The sequence below is a fragment of the Roseibium sp. R5 genome, from assembly GCF_055755305.1.
Window position 1 is genome coordinate 373,056 of record NZ_CM146910.1, and the last position, 21,247, is coordinate 394,302.

The window sequence follows — 21,247 nt, forward strand, 5'->3', positions numbered from 1 at the left end:
CCCGGCCATGGCGTTGACCATCGACCTTTCCGGCAAGACCGCTTTCGTGAGCGGTGCCAGTCGGGGCATAGGCGCGGCGATTGCAAAAGGTCTGGCTGAAGCCGGAGCCGATGTCGTTGGGATCGGCACGTCCATCGAGACAGGCTCGGCGGAGTTAAAGGCAGAGATAGAAAACGCCGGTGTCCGCTTCACGCCGATCAATTGCGACTTGGCATCACGGGAACAGATTTCCGGCTTGGTCGAACGCCTGACGCACGATCAGGTGCAGATCGACATCCTGGTCAACAACGCCGGCATCATCCGGCGGACGGAAGCGGCCTCTCACACCGTCGAGGACTGGGATGCGGTGATGGCGGTCAATCTGGATGCCGCTTTCCTGCTCAGCCGTGACTTTGGCGGCAAGATGGTTGAACGCGGGTCGGGTAAGATCATCAACATTGCCTCGGTGCTGTCGTTTCAAGGCGGCATTCTGGTGCCGGGATATGCGGCGGCAAAGGGTGCTATTGCCCAGCTGACACGCTCATTTGCAAACGAGTGGGCCCCGAAAGGTGTCAATGTAAACGCCGTCGCCCCAGGGTATATCGCAACGGATAACACGGCCGCCCTGCAGGCAGATGAAAAACGCACCGCAGACCTCATGGCGCGTGTTCCAGTGGGACGCTGGGGCGCACCAGAAGACATTGCAAGTCCCGTCACATTCCTTGCCAGCGACCATGCAAGCTTTATCCACGGCGCAGTTCTACCCGTAGACGGCGGCTGGCTCGCACGATGAAAGAGCGGACTGCAGCGGGTTCGTTCGGAGTTTTGGTTTTACCCGGCTGCGTTATCTGATTCCTGCTCGTCTTCAAAAACTAGAGGCAGACTAGATGAGGCTTTATTCCAAAAGCTAAAGACGTGACTAAGCGACGGCAGCAACCACGATTATTTCCACAGTGTACTCCGGCGTTGCCAGTTTGGATTCTCCGCAGGCGCGGGCCGGTGGATTGGCCGGATCAACCCAGGCATCCCAGACTTCATTCATTTCGGCAAAGTCCTCCATGCTGGCGAGCCAGATGGTTGCCTGAAGCAAGCGGGATTTGTCACTGCCGGCATCCGCGAGCAGTTGGTCGATTTTCTCCAGGATAACCCTGGTCTGGTCGGCAACGCTCTCACCCGGGTTGCCAACCTGACCGGCCAGCCAAATAAGACCGCCATGAATGACAGCCTGGCTCATGCGCGGGCCAACTTGCAGGCGTTTGATATCGGACATTGAATTTCCTTTGTTTGCTCAGAGCTTCAGATAAGCCGCATCGGGTCGAGTGCGGCGACAACGTCGGGAGACAGGGCCGGATCGTTGCCAAGGCAGAGGTCCGCCGTCAGTTGGGATAGCGCGGGCGCGGTCTGGACACCATAACCGCCTTGTCCGGCCAGCCAGAAAAATCCGTCCACGTCCGGCGCAAAGCCGATCGCAGGTGTCCGGTCCTTTACAAAGCTGCGCAGACCAGCCCAGCTGTGTTCGACGCGGGTCACATCCATGGTCACAGCCTGTTCAAAGCGGTGCAGGCCCTCCGCAAGCACCATGTCATCGGCCCAGGCATCATGTGGGTCCACGGGATCTTCGTCTGCTGGGGAAACCATGAATTTTCCGGCATCCGGCTTGCAGTACCAGCTCTCCGAAGCGCTGGCGACCAGAGGCCAGGATGTGATGTCCATCCCGTCCGGCGGCGGGACGATTGCAGCAGACCGGCGCATGGGTTGCAAACCGATTTTGGAGACGCCGGCGCGGTCGGCGATCACATCTGCCCACGCCCCTGCGGCATTTATCAACACCGGCGCTTCGTATGTGCCCGCCGCTGTTTCAACCTGCCACAGTCCCTCTTTCTTGCAGATCCTGTCAGCCGGAGCATGGATAACGATTTGAGCGTTGTTCCGCCGGGCCAACCGAACAAACCCTTGCAGCAAACGATCAACATCGATGTCTTTTGCGGCCCGTTCAATCGCCGCCGCTGCAATTGTCTCCGGCCGCAAAAGCGGAAACAGGGCGACGGCCTCTTCCGGGCTCAAGGACTCCATGCCCTCTGCTCCAGCCAGATAGGCTCGGAAATCATCGAGCTCATTTTCCGTGGCAATCAGCATTTCGCCGCGCGGCGTCAGCAAGCTGTGATCGGACAATCCGTCAGGGGTTTCCAGAACAGGTTCGGAAGCTGCATTGAGTGCGCGCAACGTGGCATTGCCGTAGTTGCGAATGTAGATGGCAGCAGAGCGTCCGGTTGCATGCCGGCCAAGCGCGCCTTCCATTTCCAGGAGCGTAACGGAGGCGCTTGGGGCAAGCCGTGCGGCTGCCCCCGCGCCGGCAATGCCCCCGCCTATGATCAGGAAATCGGACCGCGTGGTCATGCGGTTTCAAATCCCGTCAGAAAACTCGTCAGGTTATGTCCCAGCTCATCCGCAAGATAACCGCCCTCCTGGACAAAGAGGGTTGGAAGGCCAAGTCCGGCGATGGCTGCGCCAATCCGCGAGAACCCGGGGGTCGTGATGGCAAGACCTTTCAACGGATCCTTTTCATACGCGTCCAGGCCAAGCGCGACGACCAAAACATCCGTCCCAAAGGCTAGAATGCGCTCAAGAGCCGTGTCGAGGATTTTAAGGTACTCATCGTCCCCGGTGCCCCGTTCAAGCGGAAGATTGAGATTCGCGCCGCGCCCCAGGCCGTCCCCCCGCTCTTGGGCATGGCCCCAAAAGAACGGATAAAACCGCTCCGGATCCGCGTGGATCGACACCGTCAGAACGTCGCTGCGCTTATAGAAAATGCCTTGCGTGCCGTTGCCATGATGCACGTCGACATCAAGAATTGCCGGACGTTTTCCGGCTCTGAGCAAGCGCTCGGCGGCAATGCCGGAGTTGTTCAGGAAACAAAACCCGCCCGCCAAATCTCCAAAGGCGTGATGGCCTGGCGGTCGGGACAAGACGTAGGCCGCCTGCTCACCTGCCAGTATCAGGTCTGCGCCCGAGATCGCGCTTTGCGCCGACCAATACGCCGCGTTCCAGGTGCCCGCCGTGATCGGGCAACTCGTATCGGCCTGGTGATACCCGGCCTGACCGACTGCCGAGCGTGGATAGCTTGCCGTCCGCCGGTCTGGATGAATATTCGGGATGACCTCGTCCGAAGCATTCTCGATGCGGCGCCAGCGCTCATGAATAGTCTGCAGAAACACCAGATATTCCGATGAATGCAGCGCCGCAATGGGACCTAAACCATGGTCTGCCGGAGTTTGAAAAACACACCCAGCCTTCATTGCGCCGGTTTGCAAAACTTCTATTCGGCGCGGTTGCTCGGGATTCGGAAGCCGTGTGCCATTTGCCATGAAATGTTTGGGGTCGTGGGTCCACTGACGGTCGTCAAAAATGGCTTTCATGAGTGTATCCTCAAAGTTTCCAATGCTTCGCCCTTAAGAGCCAGCACTGTTTCGTCCGGGAGATTCTGGAAACCAAGGCGTTCATAAAACCGGCGTGCCTTGGCATTGTGGTTGTGAACCGTGAGTTTCAGGAATTTAATGGTCCAGTTTACTGATGCCTCAGTAACGGCTGCCCCCAATAAACGTTTTCCCAGACCGTTCCCGCGAGCCTCCTTGGAAATCCATAGATCGGAGACGTAAAGTCCGGCCCCTCCCAAGCTCGTGGAGAACATGGGTGAAGCAATCAACGCGCCTATCACTTCACTGCTGGCATACTTTTCTGCGATAAGGGCAAAAAAGGCTGGATTTTCCTCGAAACCATGGCGCACGAGATCCTCGGCGCTTGCCCGATGCTTATCGCCAAGATCGGTGGAGAGTTTCTCCAACGCCTGATTAAGCCGATCCGCATCGGATGCCGTTGTTTTGCGGATTGAAAGTCCTTTCATGATCAGAACGCCGTCTCCGCCATCCCCTTCAGCCCAAGCATGGAACGAGCGTCATTGGGCGTCGCGACTATTCGACCAAGCGCTTCAACAATTCGACGGATCTTGACTACCTGTTCGGCATTCGACGCTGCAAGCCGACCCTTGGCAATAAATAGATTGTCTTCCAAACCGACACGTACGTGACCGCCCATGCTGGCCGCCATTGTCGCGAAAGGGATCTGCTGGCGTCCAGCTGCAAGGACCGAAAACAGATAGTCGTTGCCAAACAACTTGTCCGCCATCCGCTTCATATGCTGCATGTTTTCCGGATCTGCGCCAATTCCACCCAACACACCGAAGACGAATTGAATAAAAAATGGTGGTTTGACGAGGCCTCGATCAACAAAATGGCGCAGCATATAGAGGTGGCCAACATCGTAGCATTCGAATTCAAACCGGGCGCCGCGTTTCTCGCCAAGTTCGTTGAGAACATAAGCTATGTCTCTGGGCGTATTCTTGAAAACAAGGTCGTCGGTATTTTCAAGAAATGGCTTTTCCCAATCGAACTTCCAGTTCTCGTAGCGGGGCACCATCGGATAGAGCGCGAAGTTCATTGTTCCCATGTTAAGCGAACACATTTCCGGCTCGGCTCTAAGCGGGCCGTCCAGGCGTTCTTCCAACGGCATCACGGCGCTGCCGCCGGTTGTCAGGTTAAGGACCGCCTCGCACTCTGCACTAATTTTCGGGAGGAAAGCGGAAAAGTCTTCGGCTTTTGCGGATGGGCGACCAGTATTTAAATCTCTTGCGTGCAGATGTAGGATCGCTGCCCCAGCTTCCGCAGCCCCGATTGCCTGCCCCGCGATCTCATCTGCGGTTACCGGAAGGTGAGGCGACATGGTTGGGGTATGAATTGAGCCCGTAATCGCACAGGTAATGAGTATCTTGTCTGTCATCTCGGGATCTCAGCTTGCCTTCGCACGTTTAGAAGGAAGTTCCGCCTCTAGCTGTTTGAGAGAACGGTCAAGCCCGGCAACGATTTCAGCAACATGTTCTTCATTGGAAATCATTGGCGGTGCGATGAGAAAATGATCGCCCGAATAACCACCACGCGTGCGGCGTGAATAGATGATGAGGCCATTGTTGTACGCAATATCAACCAAACGGTTGAAGGCGCCCCATTCGGCAGGCAGAGGAGCCAAGGTGTCCCGGTCAGCAACCAGCTCAAAGGCCAACAGCAATCCTTGCCCGCGGACATCGCCGATCAAATCTTGCCGTGCCATCAGTTTTTGTAGTTCCGTTTTCAGGAGACGGCCTATGCGCCCGGAATTTGCGCACATGGCCTGCCTTTCAATTTCCTCAAGGACGGCCAACCCCGCAGCACAGGCCAGCGGGTTCCCGGCATAGGTGAAGCCGTGCAGAAAACCGCCGTCGTTTAACACGTTCTCTACGATGGACTTGTGCGCAACCATTGCGCCAAGCGGCGCATAACCAGCTGCAAAGCCCTTCGATATGACCAATATGTCGGGGGCAATATCCCAATGTTCGGCCGCGAAGAAACGCCCCGTTCGGCCGCCACCGGACATCACTTCATCATGGATCAGAAGAACGCCGTAGCGGCTGCAAATCTCGCGAATGCGCTGCATGTATCCAACCGGCGGCACCAACGCCCCAGTTGAAGCACCTCCAACGGGCTCAACGATAAATGCCAGAACCGTTTCTGGCCCCTCTTCCAGAATCTTTGCTTCCAGCATATCGGCATAGTGATGACCTGTTGACGGTTCGTTGGCATTGAAACCGTCAAGATAGGCGCGTGGTGCCGGGATCTTCGGCATTGGTCGCATCATCGGGTCAAATGGCGCAGTTAAAGGCGCATATCCTGTCAAAGCCAGAGCCCCAAGCGTGCAACCGTGGTAGCTCGGCTCGCGGGAAACAACCTTGTAACGTTGTGCCTCACCGGTTGCGATCGCATTCTGACGCGCCAGTTTGATGGCGCTTTCCACCGCTTCCGACCCGCCGGAGACAAAAAACACCTTGTCCAGGCCGTTTGGCGCCAGCTCCGCTGTCTTCGCTGCCAGCATTTCAGCCGGTTCTGTTTCAAAATGGAGCCGATAGCCGAATGTCGACTTGTCCATCTGCCGGCGCATTGCTTCCAAAACCCTCGGATTGGAGTGGCCGATGTTGCACACCATGGCGCCGGAAGATCCATCCAAATACCGCTTACCGTCGACATCCCACATATAGACGCCCTTCGCCTGGTCTAGGACGGGACGCCGTTGACGGCTTTGGTAGAAGAGATGGGATTTTATCGTGTCGCTCATGCGATGTCTCCCGGAATGGCCGCGCAATCGCGGGGCCGGAACCGAACAGAGACGGCTGCCCCTTCTTCAAAGGGGTGCTCGTCGATCATGTTGATGGCTTGAAGTTGCTGTTCGCCCACGCGCACGAAGTAACGTGCCGCCTGTCCTTGATAGTCCACCGCTTCGACGACACCGTCCAAAGCGATGCGGTCCTCTACCGGAGTATCCTTGGCTATCAGAAGAAGTTTTTCTGCACGGATGACCAACTTGGACGGTCCTTCAGCCGCAACGCCCGGGGCCTTGTTTTTTGGCACCGCTATTGTTCCAAAATGCGGAACTTCAAGGGCCAGGTCCGTGCTGGACATACCTTTGCACGTGGCGTCGAGAATGTTGGAAGTTCCGAGAAAACGGGACACGAATTCAGAGGCGGGCGTGTTGTACACTTCCTCAGGCGATCCGACCTGCTCCACCCGGCCGTTGGACATGACAACGACTTGGTCGGACATCGCTAGGGCCTCAGACTGGTCGTGTGTCACGAAAACCGTGGTGATGCCGATTTGGTGCTGAATACGTTTCAGTTCAACGCGCATGTCCTCGCGCAGATTGGCATCAAGCGCAGAAAGAGGCTCGTCCAGCAGCAAAACATCCGGTTCAATGACGATTGCACGGGCGAGCGCAATGCGTTGCTGTTGGCCACCCGACAATTGTTTCGGATAGCGGCCCGCCACATGCGGCAGCTGCACCAGCTCCAGAACATCCCGGACTTTCTTGTCCATATCTGCTTTGGACACATCCCGGTATTTCAGACCAAAAGCCACATTTTCTGCGATCGTCTTGTGTGGAAACAGAGCATAGTTCTGAAACACCAAGCCTAGATTGCGCTTATAGATCGGCACATCATTGATGCGCCGGCCCTTGATGGTGATGTCGCCCTCTGTGGGATCGATAAGACCCGCGATCATACGCAAGGTGGTTGTCTTGCCGCAGCCAGATGGGCCGAGCAATGTCACAAAACTCCCCTCAGGAATTTCCATCGATGTGCGGTGCACCGCGGTGAATGCTCCAAAGCGCTTGACGATATTGGTCAGGGAAACGGCGCCCACACTCAAACTCCAAGATCTGAGAAAGTTACCCCCGCCCGGCTGTGCCGGGCGGAAAACATGTTGCTTTAGTTGAGCTTAATAGCCCTTCTGAATCCGGCTGAACGTTTTGTTCCAGTCAGGTTCATTGGAGTTCCAGTACTCCGGATTGGCAAACGTCAGGCCATCCAACGTGCCTGTCGGGTCGAAGGCCGGCAGGGTCGGAATTTTGGATCCCAGATCTACTTTGGTCGGGTCCAAAGCCGGTGGATAATTTTGGCCCTCAGCAACTGCGATAGAGGTTTCCGGTGCAAGCATAAAGTTCAGCAGCTCTTCACAGGCTTCCATTGGAGAGCCTTTGATCACAAACAGGCATTCCTGCCAGCCGAAGCCGTTCGGCGGATCGATGTAGCCGATATCATGCCCTTGCTCTTGAAGTGCGTAGATGCGGCCAGACCAACCCTCGGTGACGTAGATCTCCTCTTCGGCGAGAAGGCTCATCAGTTCAGCGCCGGACTGCCAGTATTTCAAAAGCAGATCACGGTTGGTGCGGACCGCTTCCCAAACCGCATCCATGTCGGTCGCATTGTTGGGATCCTGTCCGGTTTGAAGCGATGCATACCAGACACGGGTGCGCCAATCAGACCAGCCGCCAATCTTGCCCTTGTAGGCCGCGTCGATGAGAAGTTTGGCGCCTTTTTCCTTGGCTTCTTCATCAGAGATGTACTTGCGGTTATACGCAATGCCCGTAGTGCCGTAGTCATATGGGACGCAAGACAGCTTTCCGTCGGTCACACTGCGGAAGACGTCAACCAGCTTCGGGATCACGTATTTCAGGTTCGGGATGTTGTCCTCATTCAGGGTCGAATTCAGCCCGAGATTGGTGTAGCGCGCATAGTCGAAAACACCAGACAAGTGGGCAATATTGTATTCACCCTCCTGGCTGGCTTTGACACGAGACAGGTATTCATCGCCGCCGCCAAAGGTGCCGTCGACGACCTTGATACCGGTCTTATCAGTGTATGGGGCGAAGGCATGCTGACGGAAAGCTTCAGAAACGACCCCGCCCCAGCCATCAAACCGCACCTCTTCGGTTGCCGCCAGGGCGTGCCTGGCGAACGGTGTCTGCACCCCATAAGCCAGCCCCGCCGCACCGATCAGACCCAGGAATTTCCGGCGGTCGAGATCTCCGTTGAGATAGCGTTCGCGCAAGCGCTCGTAACGTTTGGTATTGTCCATTGTTCAATCCACTCTGGTTTGTTTTCGAACGTTTCGTTGTTGGTCGCGCGGTTCTAGCCGCCGCGCTGAATCGCCATGCGCCGGGCAACTGCCAATCCGAGAAGCGGCAATCCGACGGTCAGGAAAATCATCACCGTGCCGAGGGCGTTGATCTCTGGAGAAATCGAATTGCGTAGCATGGCAAAGATCTGAGTTGGCACGGTCTCAACCCCACCCGGCTTCCAAAACAGAGTTCCGGTGATGTCGTCGAAACTGATGGTGAAGGCAAACAGCATGCCGGCGAAGACGGCGGGCGCCAGCAGGGGCAGCGTGATCTGAAAGAATGCCTGAACCGGACTTGCGCCGAGACTAAGTGCGGCTTCTTCATAGTCGCGCCGGATGCCGACAAGACGTGCCTGCACGACCAGAATGACAAACGGGAGTGTGAAGATCACATGGCCCATCAACAAAAGCAGGAAACTCTTGTTGATCGACAGGAAGTTCAGGAATAGCAGCAGGGCAACGGCCAGCACCACTTCCGGCACCAGGATCGGCGCAATCAGCAGCGTAGAGATCAGATTGCGCCCTGGCACGTTGTAACGCACAAGCGCGAGACTTGCCAAAACACCAAGCGTTGTTGAGATGACCGCGGTCAATGCACCCAAAATGATCGAGGTTCGGAAAGCCCGCAGTATGGCGTCGTTTCCGGCCAGTTCCACAAACCAACGAAAAGAAAAGCCTGTCATCGGAAAGCTGCCAAATTGGCTGGCATTGAAGCTCAACAGCACCACGACCAAAACCGGCAGAAACATGAACAGATAAACCAGCAACGTGTAAGCCCGGATCAAAGACCAGCCCATCAGCCAAGCCCCTTCATCAGTTGCCCCATGCCGAGGTAGTGGTTGTAGATCAGAACAAGCGCCCCGAGCACTGCTAGAAGCATCAGGGACAGGGCTGAGCCGAGTGGCCAGTTAAGTTGAGTAATAATGGCCTCAAAGACGAGATTTGCGAACATGGCATCTGTGGGTCCACCTAGAACCAATGGGGTGATGTAAGTGCCGGCACTCAAGACGAAGCACAACAACCCACCAGCGGCTAGACCCGGCAACGACAGAGGGAGGGTCACTTCGCGGAAGGCCTGCCAGCGGGTCGAGCCCAACGAACTGGCGGCATCTTCAAGGGAAATGTCGATGCCTTCCAGAGCGACATAGACATTGAGAACCATGAACGGCAGCAGGAAATGCACCAGCCCCAGAATGACTGTGGTTTCATTGTAGAGCATCTGGATCGGTTCAGAGACCAATCCCAAATTGACCAGGGTCCAATTGACCGCTCCGGAGACCCCGAGAATGTTGATCCAGGACATGGTCCGGATGATGTAACTGATCCAGAACGGCAGCATCAAAAGCAGCAACAGCAACGCCTTGTTGCTTTTGGAGCGAGCGATGAAATACGCCGCCGGATAACCCATCACCGCGCAAACTGCTGTTGTGATCGCCGCAATTCGCAAGGTGCTCAGCAAAATATCGCGGTAGAATGGATCACTGAGCGCTTCGGACCAATTGTCGAGGTAAAACCCCGCCAGATCGGCTCCGGTCGCAGTGCGCAGCCAAAACGAATAAACAACGATGAACAGAAGCGGAATGAACAACAGCAGTGTAATTGCGGTCAGTGCCGGTGACAGCAGGATCCAAGGCTGGCGCCGTTCGCGCGCCTCAATACTCATCGTAGATCACCCATGGTGGCTGCGGACTCCATGCTTCGCTTTGTGAAAATGCTTGACTGAAAGCTGACAAGTGCAGCTACATTGATCAAATAGATAATCGAAATTCTAACTATAGATTTGGTCTATGAGTGAAGCCGAACCGATGAATGCCGACCGACTGGCCCGTGAACTTGACTGGAATCTCCTGCGAACGTTTATCGTACTCGCAAAAGCAGGCAGCGTAACAGCTGCTGCTGACCAGCTTCGACTGAAACAGCCAACCGTTTCCAGCGCTCTAAAGCGGCTCGAAGACCGGATTGGGCGTAAGCTTATTAATCGCAAACCCGGTCAATTTGAATTGACGGAAGCTGGCACTTTGCTTTTGAAGGAAGCCATTGAGATTCAAGGCGCGATCCTGCGCCTTGGCACCTTAATGCGAGATGTTACCGACGAAGTCCGCGGCCATGTGGAAATCGCCATGGCGAGCCACGTGGTGAGTCCCTTGTTTGACCAGACGCTCCGAGTCTTTCACGAAACACATCCGGCTGCGACCTTGTCTATCAATATTTCGGCCAGTAAGCAGGCCCTGGAAGCGGTGACAACGCGCCGGGCGTCTCTAGCTGTCTGCCTTGTCCGCGAGCGAAGCCCTAAACTCGAATATGCCCGGTTGTTCCGGGAGTATTTCGGCCTGTTCTGTGGCCCGCCACACCCATTGTTTGGCCGCAGGGATCTCTCAAAATCTGATCTGGCAGGGCAATCGGCGGTGAGCTTTGTAACGGACCGGCTGGAAGACGCCTTAAGGCCTGTGACCCTCATGCGCGCGGAGGCCGATTTGGAAGACCGCGTTGTGGGAACTTCTGCAAACCTCGAAGAGGTCCGTCGAATGATTATTGCCGGGCTCGGCATAGGCCCCTTGCCAATCCACGTGGTCAAACGGGATGTTCGAGATGGTTTGCTTTGGCAGTTGCCACCGTATGAAGGTCTACCGGAAATCGGTGTTCATGTGGTCTGGAACCCGAACGCTAAACTGAATCGGGCTGAAAAAGCTCTACTGGAAATTCTGCTGGAGCGGATCCGAGACACGCCGATTGATCAGCGGACATACTGTTGAGCTAAGCAGTCAAAACCAAAAACTCTCCTGAGGTTTTATCTTGACATCACTTAAGCCTCATGCGAGTTTTTTGTGTGAGTAATCGAGTAGACATTGAAATTCCTGAGTACACCCAGGCGGACGTCATTCGCATCACGGCTGTGAGCGCGAAAACGCTCCAGAATTGGACAGATCCCAATCGGGGGATCCTGCGCCTTAGTCAGGACAGTGTCGGCAAGGGGCGGCGGCGTTTGTATTCGGCGCTCGATATTATGGCGGTCACAATGATCGCGCATCTGAGTGCGCTCGGGGTCTCGCCAAACCTCGTTTCGCAGTTGTTTTATGAACGTGAAGCGAAGGTTAGTGACTGGTTCAAGTCAGCGTGTGAAGACCCGGACAAGGAATACATTTGCCGGATCTTTTTCGATGCTGACGGCCTGTTTGCAAGACTGATTGCAAGCAGCGAAGACAATGACAGGTTCGCGTACGAGGAAGATTGGGCGGAGCAGCGGTTCGCCTTCATACAGGTCTCGCTGACCCGGATCGCCTCCTTTGTGGTGTTCGGTATTCGGGACATTAGGTTCGAAGAAACGCCGGAAGACCAAAAAACCGAGGCCGAAAAGGCTATCTATGCTGCGAGCAAGGAATTGCTCGGAGATCGAAAAAAGGCAAGGCTCCCTTAAGTTTCGCGTGTCGCTCGCCGGTGTATGGACAGGAAAACATGGCACAGCGTCACCAGAAACTCGGAACAGCAGAGGCAACCCGTTACCTCAAAGCGGTCAAAGAAGCGGGTTTCAAAAGGGGCCGGGTTATAAAGCATCCGGACGGCAGAATTGAACTCGTCGGTGAAGACCAGCCATCGACACGAGACCCTGCGCCGCTGTCGCCATTCGAGCAATGGGAAGCCAACCATGCGGACACACCTTAAAGGCATCAACATCATCCGTCGCAGGCTCGCAACCGGTGAACTGCGGACCTACTATTATCATCGCGCCACAAATACACGGCTCCAAGGTGAGCCTGGGTCTCCGGAGTTCTTAAGCAGCATCGCGGCAGCTGTCGAGCAGTGTCGGCAGCGCGACTCCGGAACACTCGGCGGTCTTATTCGAGAGTTTCAGCAAACGGCCAAATGGCGACGGTTGGCAGAATCCACACAGAGCGAATACCGCAGAATTTTTACATTCTGGGAAGATCAGTATGGCACGTGCCCATATGCAGCATTAGAGGACAAGGCTTTTCGACGGGCGGTCATCAAATGGCATGATGCGTTTTCTGAAGCCAAACCACGGGAAGCGGATAACCGGGTAACAGTTCTCGCTCGTGTTCTTTCCTGGGCGACCAGGGATGGCCCGTTAAAACGCAATGTCATGGATGGGTTTGAACGCGCCTATAAAGGAGATCGCTCCGAGAAGATCTGGCTTCCAGAACATGTCAACGCGTTTCTTCGTGTCGCCAACCCCGAGATGAAACTTGCCATGGCTCTCGCCCTACATACAGGTCAAAGACAGGGCGACATCCTTCAAATCGCCTGGAATAACTATGATGGCGAGCGCATCTCACTCCGCCAAGGAAAATCACGCCGAGGCAAGATCGAAGGGCGCCTGGTCACCATTAAGTGCACCAAAGCCCTGAAAGAGACGCTGGATCATCTCCAAAAACAATCGACGCTTATTCTGACGACCAAAACAGGGCGCGCCTTTCAGAAACGCTATTTTGCCAATCAATGGGAAAAGACGTGCAGGGAAGCCGGGATTGAGGACCTGCACTTCCATGATATCCGGGGAACGACGGTGACTATGCTATTTCAGGCTGGTTGTAACTTGGGAGAGATCGTCTCTATCACTGGCCATTCACTGCGACGGGCACAGGACATTCTGGACAAATATCTCGCCAGAACATCCACGATGGCCGACAACGCAATCGCAAAGCTTGAGAACGTTTTGGAAACAGATTTTGCAAAACGAACTGCAAAACAGGAAGACCAGGAACATGCTAAGTAATGGCGCGCCTAGATGGCGATACTTCGAACGAATTGTTTGAAGTCCTGGCCGACTGGAACACCCAATTAGAGCACCTGGGATCGAATGATCCTCCGGTGCCGCCATGCCCATAGTATCGCGATTTGAGGCATCGGCCAACAAAACACCTTCTAGCGCCCCCAAGCGCAAGCGTCCCGCGCCGCTCAGCATTCGATTGAATGATGCTGAACGTGCCCAGCTTGTTGGTGAAGCCAAGGGGCAACCTCTCAGCACCTACATTAAAGCTAAGGCGCTTGGAGGTGCGCCTGTCCGTCTGCGCCGCTCCGGCCTCTCCGTCGAGGACCGCAAAGCACTTGCTCAGGCGCTCGCCCTGTTAGGCAAGAGCAACCTCACTCCCTCGCTCAATCAGATAGCCCGTGCGGTTGATGTCGGCGTTCTCCCCGTCACCCCGGAAACAGAAGAAACGCTCTTCCGCTCGCTCAAAGCCGTTTGCGAATTGCGCCGCCTTCTCGTCCTTGCCCTGGGATTACAGGAGGCGGATGAATGATTCTGAAAGCCTCACAGCGCGGCGGAGGGCAAGACCTGGCCGCTCACCTCATGCGCGTCGATGATAACGAGCATGTGCTTGTCCATGAGCTTCGCGGCTTTGCTTCCGATAATCTGAAAGGCGCGTTCAAAGAAAGTGAAGCGATCAGTCGCGGCACGAATTGCCGCCAGTATCTATTCTCACTGAGCCTGAACCCGCCTGCGGGTGAAAACGTTCCGGTCGAGACTTTCGAAGGCGCGATAGGCCAAATCGAAGAACGGCTCGGCCTTCAAGATCAACCGCGCGCTATCGTCTTCCATGAAAAAGAAGGCCGCCGTCATGCGCATTGCGTGTGGTCACGCATCGACGCGGAAACCATGACGGCCAAACAGCTCTCGTTTTTCAAGAACAAGCTGCAATCGGTTTCACGTGACCTTTATTTAGAAAACGGCTGGAAGCTGCCGAACGGATTAAGAAGCCCCTCTGAGCGCGACCCTACAAATTTCACTTTGGCCGAATGGCAGCAAGCCAAGCGGCAAGGCATTGATCCGCGCTGGCTGAAACAAGTCGCGCAGGATGCCTGGCAACGTTCGGACGGAGGTAAAGCCTTTGCCCACGCTATGCGTGATAACGGACTTTTCCTTGCCAGGGGTGATCGGCGCGGCTTCGTGGCGCTCGACCACAATGGCGAGGTTTACGCGCTCGCCCGCCTTCTGAACCTGAAAAACAAAGAAGTGAATGCGCGCCTCGGTAAACCCGACAAGCTTTCAAGCGTCGAGGAAACCCGCGAAGCGATAGCGCAGCGCATGACGCCCGCTATTCGCAGCCATATCAACGAGGCGCGCGAAAAGTATAAAGGCGAAGCAGCCAAGCTTGCAAAATACAAATCCGAACTTACCGCCCTTCACCGCCAGGCCCGCTCCAAGCTGGAAGATCGCCAGCGCAAGGAATGGGATGCGGAAAACCTACGCCGCACCGAACGATTGCCGCGCGGCCTTCGCGGTCTATGGCATCGGCTCACAGGCGAATATCGGAAGATAAAAACCGCAAATGAAGCCGAGGCAAGCGCCACCAGGCTACGCCATGCAGATGAACAGCAAGAGCTAATCGACAAGCAACTCGGCCAACGCGCCGTCCTGCAAGAGCGCATCAAAAATCTTCGCCAACACCAAGCGCGCCAGCTTCGGAGCCTGCGCCAAGACGTCGCCCGGTTCCTCACCCTTGCCAAGGCTCCGCCCGCTCGGGCGCGCGGGCCTAATGCCTCTCTCGGTCTCAAGCTCACACTATAGGAGTACCCTGCTATGAACAATAACGGTAATGAGTTTATGGCGACTCTGCTGATACTGGCAGCAGGCGCATTTGCGGTCTATATCGCGGCGATTGTTGCGATTTATCTGCTGTTCTTCCTGACAATCTTTGCAGTCTTTGTGGCCTTTGCCTGGTCTTTCGTCTGCTTGATCGCCTGGTTCTTTCCCTTCAATCTTGGACCGATTTATCTGGATAGTGAAAGCGCCCGCGCCTTCATCGTGCGTGGCATTTACGGCGCGATCATTCTGCCTGGCTTTTTCCTGTTTGCCGATGTCGTTTTAGACGTCAAAATCCATTGGCAGTATCTGCACCTTTACATGGTGCTTGGCTATACGTTGCTCTCAGTCGGCCTTGGGTATTTGTTCGCTGGGCGCGCCAATATCCCGCATGTCTATTACGACGCGCCGCCTCAGCACTACCGGAGCCTTCCGGCCCAGCCTAAACAAGAATATCTGCCGCCGCCTCCGAATAAGCCGCGCTATGCGAGCTGGGACGATGAGGAGGAATTTCGATGAGCATTCGCCTCTTTATGAGCCTCTATCAGACATGGTGGATGTTCAAATCTCATTCGCAGCAACGTCTCGCCTGGGATGATGCAAGGCAAGCCCGCATCGCCCGGCTCAAGGCGGAAGAAGCCGCCGCGATCCAATTGCAAGCCATGCTGGATGCCAACCCAAGCGGCGCGCTCGGCCATTCAAAGCTCAATGATATAGAGGCGCTCAAAAAAGAAGGCCTGTTATGAGCGCCCTCGTCAAATCCTTTTCCCATATCCGGCAAGGAATCGAACTGGGCTTTGTTGATGGTCAGCCGCTTATCTATGATGGGACGGAACCCGTTGCCATTGATGCGCAAGCTGGCAAAGGAAAGCTCACCCGATTTCTGGGCGTCAATCTGGTCTCGCCGCGCACTGCGCATCTGACCAAGATTATTCCTGACCCAAAAGATGCCGAGCTTGCCTGGGTGTCCTGGAAAACACTGGAACGGCAAGGCTACCGCGTCCGCTTCATCAATCCCGGCCAACTCTACGGTTATCCAAGCGAAACCTATAATCTCAACACACGGCTCTTGGAAATTGCTGCCGAGCCTCGGCTTCGCTCCCTCGTCGGTGAAACGGCCTATGACGCGGCCAGCTATCTCATTCCGGTTGATCCCAACCCCGCGCACCGCTGGATCGGCCAAGGCGTCCGCTCTGCCTCGGCGCTCTATTACAAAATTACCGCGCTCTACCCGTCCGAAAAGTGGCCCTGCAATCCGGGCGGTCTATGGGATTTTTATGCGCGTAGCCCGGATGAAATTGAGCTTGATCTGCTGGAATGGTCGCTTGATAGCCGCCTGCAAGATGATGCGGGTATGTGCCGCCAGATTGCCAGTTTCACAGAATCCCGCGATCAGTGGAATGCTTATGCGTCTCTCTTCATGGAGCGTCTACAAGGATTCCAGCCGGGTTCTGCCGGGCGTTACGCCACCGAAACAAGCTCCTTTGATCCTGCCGATATGAAGAATGAGCGCACGGTGCTTTTTATTCTCGGTTCAGCCCGCAGTGAAACCAGCCGCAACTTCGTCGGCGCAATGACGGCGGCGATCATTGAACGCTTTGCCGAAGCGCACGGCCCGCTTCGCGCGCTTGTCGTTGGTGAAGAATGGGGTCAGCTTTACGTTTCCAATTTCTATGAAATCCTCACACTCTATCGCCAGGGCGGCATCAACTTCTTGGGCGTGTTTCAAAATGCGGCTGCGCAGATTGAAACCAAGTACGGCAAAGAGACCGCGCGGATTTGGAAGAAGGCCGTCGCGCATACGCTCTATCGCGGCTTGCCGGAAAACGACACGCTGAAAGAGATTGAACACCGCTCGGGTAAGACAAGCGTCATGGTACGCGGCTTCAATGTGAACCAGAACCAGGTGAACGGTTCCGGTGATAGCCTCTCCGAACAATCCCGCCCGCTTCTGCAAGTCGAAGACATTCGCGCGGCAACAGGCGGCGAGACCGCGCTGCTGGAATCCCGCGATCTCGGTTATTTCATTGTCGATATGCCAAACTTCTGGGAGCGGCCTGAAATGGATGGTTATTTGCGTGATGTTCGCGAAAAGCCGGATAGGTATGAATGGCTCCGAAAATCCATAGCTATGGCCGTCGAAAACCAGCCCTCGCCTGCCGATAGCGACTTACTTAGCATTTTGGAAGAAGCGCGATCTGATCTGTAATTCATTAAAGCAGGTTCGATCCCATCGAACCTTGCCCTTCGGCGAGAATGGGGGGCAAGCGGAAAGAGCCTTCGCGGGGAACCGGCTGCAATGAGCGAAGCGACATGAAGCTGGGCGGAAGGCTATTGCAGCGCGCGGGGCGAAGCCCCGAGATGTCGGAACTTCCATATCCAAAGAGTTCAACTGCAATTATTCGAGTGGAGTCTTCTGGGTAGCGAGCTTTGCTTCGTCACTAAATCGCTGATTGGGATGTACGATTATCGTCTCTGGCCGCCCCATCTGTATATAGCTTATTGCCGTAGAGTTTGCCACGGCAGAGCGCAACTCGTGCCACGCTCGTTTTTCGTCAATGCCACGCTCTACCAAATCTGCAATCACGGTTTCAAATGGCCACTGGTCGCCACCATTGATCGCCATGTTGCCGGAGACATGAATTTCTTCATACAAATTATCGTCGATCATGCCTTTCTGGTGAAGACGACGGCAAAAGTCCGTTAGTAGTTGCATTCGAATCATCCCCCCCATGATCTCCATCCAAGTTAGGGAGCGATTGAACATGCGTTGCGCCGCAGGTACAAACTCAGCTACGCGATACAGCAACCGCGCCGCGAACGAGGCGGCGTCTCTGGCATCTATTGGAAAGACTGATCCCAGAACCGTCCGTGCACCAATTGAGAGAAATCCGTTAGCTGTTGTAGCATGGTTCCTGTCGGCAGCATGCGTGTCGCACGCGCTGAGAACGACAATAGGGGGAACGCGTGGTCGTTTTCTCGCCAACTGCCAGATATCAATGCTCTCTTCCAAAAGCTGAAGTTCGGCGGGTTTATTTTTCTTGTGTCCACCATGCCCGTCAAACATCATAATAGAGCCGTCAAATGAATTTAGAGCATTTATTAGGTCTTCCTCGTTTCGTATGCGCTCCGTCCTAACCCGAATCTTATCTTTAAAGTGCGGCTTGAACCCGTCAATCGCCACTGAGAAAAATTTGCTTATCGGATCATTGTCCTGAAGTGCACTTAAAATGAGTATTTCTTCGAAATCCGTCGTCGTTAGATGTCGATACGATCTTGGGGATACTTGATCTAAAAAGAGGTTTCCGGGAGTGACAGGAATTCTCGTAATGTCCTTTTGAACACACAGCGGCAAGCCTCGCACATTCATCCACTCTATATGAGCGTCTGTTATCAGCCTGACGCCGTCTTCTGCTGGCTCCACGAATTCCAGAAACTCCTCGGGGATTGAGGCCGTGATTGTATTCTGAACTTTGCGGAATGCATCTCGTCTTTTGCGATCCGTTGTGCTGTTCGCATGGTAATGTTGGGCAAATTGCCGGACCTGTCCAGACGTTCGGTTTACAGCGTTGGGAAGCCGAACAAGAGCCGAAACTTCAGATGCCGTCAGCGTACTCACACAATCGGTGCCAAGCAAAAGCTCGCCTGCGCGCTCATGGAGCAGGAAGTGCGGGGATGGTTCTTTGCCTGATTTTCCGCCGAAAAGTGCCTGCGCCTGCGCCTCAGTGCTTGCATCAAAACCGTAGCCCTCTTGACGTTGCAGCGCCCGCCTGACTGCTATAAAGCGCTTCTTCTCTTCATTCGAAAGCGGCGCGTTACCTACTCCGATTTCATTGAAATGGGGATATATTGATGGCGCATATAGACTAACACTCGGAGGGCGCCGGAAATACTGATTAGCCTCGCGCTCACCTATGCGTTTCCTTTCAGCGAGGACTGACCGCGTAGTCTGCACAATTGCTTCCACATATGGCGCGGTACCTTTGTCAATTTGATCGAACCTGCCACTCACCATATCCCTGTATCCGGCAGCGTGAAGCGCAAACAGATTTGGGGTTACGACGTTGTGGCCGCCGACCTGATATCCAAGCTGCCGCTCCTCGGGCTCGTACCAACTTGTAATGTAGTCCCTAGCTGCGGATAAATGTTCTGCTTCTACTTGACCCTCTAAAGCGCTGCAAACGTCCAAGAATGCTTCTTTTAGCTTTTCTATGCTGAATTCTTCGTATGAAATCGTTCCGCCATTCTCCGCAACTACGGTAAGTGGAAATGAATGGGAATTGATCCAGTCTCGGTAGGTTTCAATCTTATGATCACGTCCGAGAAATAGAACTAAGAATGGCAGATATGTTGGCGTAACGCTGCTCGTCAAAGCTCGCGGGGATTGGCCAAACCAAGTCACAGGGGCTTGGCCCGACATCCTGCGAGGGAGACGCACTTCATGGCCCTCTGGCGTCAACTCCCATATATCACTTGGCAACGTGTTGATAAGACGAATTAGGCCGGAGTTACCTATCAGACTTCGGGCAAAACCCTGTAGCAGACTCGCTTCGTAAGGGTCTCCATCTTCGACAGGAATAACATACGTAATAGCACCAAAAAGTCCGGGTAGTGTCTTACTATTTTCTGCGCGAGTTTCATTCATAATAAAAATATCAAATGTTTATTATTAGAATAAAGTGAGGGCTTGATTCTGCGTAACAGGGCATGTCATTTATTCAGACTTTACTTTGTTTGCGCCCTCGCCATTACTCCCCTTCCGCATTCAAGTTAGGTGAGTTTTCCATTCTCTTCTGCTCGATGACCCCGCGAATTTCTCGCTTTGAGCTACTCCCCATCCGTTGGACAGGATCTGGCGTAATTAAGCTACTCTCTGCACCTGCTGATCCATTGCCCGACAGGTGATGTTCACATCACCGAGAGGGAGTTGGTTTTGTTCAATGCGCTGCCAGTAGATCACGGCAGGCGGTTTGCCGCCAAGGGCGGTGTGCGGACGCTTCTGGTTGTAAAAATTCATCCATTTTCGGACACTGTCCCGGGCCTGTGAGCCGGTTTCCCAAGCGTGCAGATAAACACACTCGTATTTGAGCGTGCGCCACAGCCGCTCGACGAAGATATTGTCGAGGAACCGTCCTTTGCCGTCCATCGAGATGCGCACGCCGATCCTCCGCAGCCGGTCTGTCCATGCAAACGAGGTGAACTGCGATCCCTGGTCCGTATTCATGATTTCCGGTGCACCGAATTTGTGGACCGCCTCGTTCAACGCCTCGACGCAGAAATCGGCCTCCAGCGTATTGGAGATCCGCCAGGCCAGCACCTTGCGGGTGAACCAGTCCATGATTGCCACGAGATACAAGAACCCACGGCGCATCGGCAAATACGTGATGTCAGACGCCCAAACCTGGTTCGGCCGCTCCACCCGCAATCCCTTCAACAGATATGGCCAGATCTTGTGTCCCTTGGCCGGCCTGCTTGTATTGGGCTTCTGGTAGATCGGCATCAGACCCATAAGCCGCATCAGCCGCCGGATCCGCTTTTCGTTCACCGGATGGCCTTCGTTCTTCAAGTGCCAGGTCATCTGACGGACGCCGAAAAACGGCGTCTCAAGGAACTGCTCGTCGATCTCGCGCATCAGCGCGAGGTTCATCTCGCTCTCGCCCTTCGGCGTGTAATAGAAAGACGAGCGCGAGATCGACAGCAGAGAACACTGCTTGCCGACCGACAGTTCGGGATGTCCCAGCTCGATCATGCCGCGCCTCACTTCACGCCCCAAGGCTTGAGCTTTCTGGACAAAAAATCGTTGGCGACGGCCAGCTCCCCGATCTTGGCGTGCAGCTCCTTCACCTGGTCCTCGTCAATCTCCGGCTTTCGTTTGCCGCCACGTTCAAACACGTCCGAGGCGCCTTCCAGCAGGGCACGCTTCCATTGATGGATCATGGTCGGATGAACCCCGAAGCGGCTCGCCAGTTCCGATACCGTCTCTTCGCCCTTCAACGCTGCCAGGGCGACTTTCGCCTTGAACTCCGGCGAGTGCTGCTTGCGTTTCGACATCTCTGATCTCCTTGTTCTCGAAGACCAGCAGACAACAAATCGTAGCTTACGTCAGTGTCCTAATTTCGGGAGGTAGCTCAGGTCGATCATGTATTCCTTCGTCCGACTAGGCTTTGACGTCAAAAATTGTGGGCAGATT

At 54.9% G+C, this 21,247-nt stretch carries 21 protein-coding genes; 9 read left to right on the forward strand and 12 right to left on the reverse strand.

Annotated elements, in window-relative coordinates; translation table 11 throughout:
* Nucleotides 1-7: 7 nt before the first annotated feature.
* Complete coding sequence (locus AC0J4F_RS01735; protein ID WP_133948716.1) at nt 8-772, forward strand: SDR family oxidoreductase; 765 nt, start codon at nt 8-10, stop codon at nt 770-772.
* A gap of 126 nt (nt 773-898) precedes the next feature.
* On the opposite strand, the gene AC0J4F_RS01740 is transcribed toward AC0J4F_RS01735, so the two are convergent.
* The 10 genes from AC0J4F_RS01740 to AC0J4F_RS01785 form a co-directional block, all read right to left on the reverse strand.
* A complete protein-coding gene (locus AC0J4F_RS01740; protein ID WP_133948717.1) occupies nt 899-1,249 on the reverse strand; it encodes a RidA family protein in 351 nt (116 codons plus the stop codon).
* A gap of 26 nt (nt 1,250-1,275) precedes the next feature.
* On the reverse strand, nt 1,276-2,376 hold the full coding sequence (locus AC0J4F_RS01745) for an NAD(P)/FAD-dependent oxidoreductase (protein ID WP_133948719.1): 1,101 nt from the start codon (nt 2,374-2,376) through the stop codon (nt 1,276-1,278).
* Entirely contained in the window at nt 2,373-3,395 is a 1,023-nt protein-coding gene (locus tag AC0J4F_RS01750; RefSeq protein ID WP_473025241.1) for a histone deacetylase family protein, read from the reverse strand. The genes AC0J4F_RS01745 and AC0J4F_RS01750 overlap by 4 nt, the downstream gene beginning before the upstream one ends.
* A complete protein-coding gene (locus tag AC0J4F_RS01755) occupies nt 3,392-3,880 on the reverse strand; it encodes a GNAT family N-acetyltransferase (RefSeq protein WP_473025243.1) in 489 nt (162 codons plus the stop codon). The genes AC0J4F_RS01750 and AC0J4F_RS01755 overlap by 4 nt, the downstream gene beginning before the upstream one ends.
* 2 nt (nt 3,881-3,882) lie before the next feature.
* Complete coding sequence (gene kce, locus AC0J4F_RS01760; RefSeq protein ID WP_473025245.1) at nt 3,883-4,812, reverse strand: 3,5-dioxohexanoate:acetyl-CoA acetone transferase; 930 nt, start codon at nt 4,810-4,812, stop codon at nt 3,883-3,885.
* 9 nt (nt 4,813-4,821) lie between these two features.
* Nucleotides 4,822-6,177, reverse strand: coding sequence for an aminotransferase family protein (locus AC0J4F_RS01765; RefSeq protein ID WP_133948727.1), 1,356 nt, complete (start codon nt 6,175-6,177; stop codon nt 4,822-4,824).
* Nucleotides 6,174-7,259, reverse strand: coding sequence for an ABC transporter ATP-binding protein (locus AC0J4F_RS01770; RefSeq protein ID WP_133948729.1), 1,086 nt, complete (start codon nt 7,257-7,259; stop codon nt 6,174-6,176). The genes AC0J4F_RS01765 and AC0J4F_RS01770 overlap by 4 nt, the downstream gene beginning before the upstream one ends.
* Nucleotides 7,260-7,334: 75 nt before the next feature.
* Nucleotides 7,335-8,474, reverse strand: coding sequence for an extracellular solute-binding protein (locus tag AC0J4F_RS01775; protein ID WP_473025247.1), 1,140 nt, complete (start codon nt 8,472-8,474; stop codon nt 7,335-7,337).
* A gap of 53 nt (nt 8,475-8,527) precedes the next feature.
* Complete coding sequence (locus AC0J4F_RS01780; RefSeq protein ID WP_055670450.1) at nt 8,528-9,313, reverse strand: ABC transporter permease; 786 nt, start codon at nt 9,311-9,313, stop codon at nt 8,528-8,530.
* Nucleotides 9,313-10,179: an ABC transporter permease gene (locus AC0J4F_RS01785; protein WP_133948733.1), complete on the reverse strand. Its 867-nt coding sequence runs from the start codon at nt 10,177-10,179 to the stop codon at nt 9,313-9,315. Before AC0J4F_RS01785 ends, AC0J4F_RS01780 begins: the two co-directional genes overlap by 1 nt.
* Nucleotides 10,180-10,303: 124 nt before the next feature.
* On the opposite strand from AC0J4F_RS01785, the gene AC0J4F_RS01790 reads away from it, so the two are divergent.
* From AC0J4F_RS01790 to AC0J4F_RS01825, 8 genes are all read left to right on the forward strand, one after another.
* On the forward strand, nt 10,304-11,269 hold the full coding sequence (locus AC0J4F_RS01790; RefSeq protein WP_473025248.1) for a LysR family transcriptional regulator: 966 nt from the start codon (nt 10,304-10,306) through the stop codon (nt 11,267-11,269).
* A 74-nt stretch (nt 11,270-11,343) separates the two neighbouring features.
* Entirely contained in the window at nt 11,344-11,931 is a 588-nt protein-coding gene (locus AC0J4F_RS01795) for a MerR family transcriptional regulator (RefSeq protein ID WP_473025249.1), read from the forward strand.
* A gap of 150 nt (nt 11,932-12,081) precedes the next feature.
* On the forward strand, nt 12,082-13,248 hold the full coding sequence (locus tag AC0J4F_RS01800) for a tyrosine-type recombinase/integrase (RefSeq protein WP_473025250.1): 1,167 nt from the start codon (nt 12,082-12,084) through the stop codon (nt 13,246-13,248).
* A 103-nt stretch (nt 13,249-13,351) separates the two neighbouring features.
* Nucleotides 13,352-13,774 (forward strand): hypothetical protein, encoded by a 423-nt coding sequence (locus AC0J4F_RS01805; RefSeq protein ID WP_473025252.1) that lies wholly within the window; start codon nt 13,352-13,354, stop codon nt 13,772-13,774.
* Entirely contained in the window at nt 13,771-15,042 is a 1,272-nt protein-coding gene (locus tag AC0J4F_RS01810) for a relaxase/mobilization nuclease domain-containing protein (protein ID WP_473025253.1), read from the forward strand. Before AC0J4F_RS01805 ends, AC0J4F_RS01810 begins: the two co-directional genes overlap by 4 nt.
* A 12-nt stretch (nt 15,043-15,054) precedes the next feature.
* Entirely contained in the window at nt 15,055-15,576 is a 522-nt protein-coding gene (locus AC0J4F_RS01815; protein WP_473025254.1) for a hypothetical protein, read from the forward strand.
* The gene (locus AC0J4F_RS01820; RefSeq protein WP_209170564.1) at nt 15,573-15,803 is read left to right on the forward strand and encodes a hypothetical protein; all 231 of its coding nucleotides are present in this window, start codon (nt 15,573-15,575) and stop codon (nt 15,801-15,803) included. The genes AC0J4F_RS01815 and AC0J4F_RS01820 overlap by 4 nt, the downstream gene beginning before the upstream one ends.
* Nucleotides 15,800-17,266, forward strand: coding sequence for a type IV secretory system conjugative DNA transfer family protein (locus tag AC0J4F_RS01825; protein WP_473025256.1), 1,467 nt, complete (start codon nt 15,800-15,802; stop codon nt 17,264-17,266). The genes AC0J4F_RS01820 and AC0J4F_RS01825 overlap by 4 nt, the downstream gene beginning before the upstream one ends.
* Before the next feature lie 189 nt (nt 17,267-17,455).
* Here AC0J4F_RS01825 and AC0J4F_RS01830 read toward each other — a convergent pair whose 3' ends face one another.
* Together AC0J4F_RS01830 and AC0J4F_RS01835 are read right to left on the reverse strand one after the other, a co-directional pair.
* The gene (locus AC0J4F_RS01830) at nt 17,456-19,702 is read right to left on the reverse strand and encodes a CHAT domain-containing protein (protein ID WP_473025257.1); all 2,247 of its coding nucleotides are present in this window, start codon (nt 19,700-19,702) and stop codon (nt 17,456-17,458) included.
* Nucleotides 19,703-19,918: 216 nt separating this feature from the next.
* A protein-coding gene (locus AC0J4F_RS01835) for an IS3 family transposase (protein WP_473023626.1) occupies nt 19,919-21,108 on the reverse strand; the annotation gives its coding sequence in 2 pieces (ribosomal slippage) (nt 19,919-20,817 and nt 20,817-21,108; 1,191 coding nt in all).
* Between the last annotated feature and the right edge of the window lie 139 nt (nt 21,109-21,247).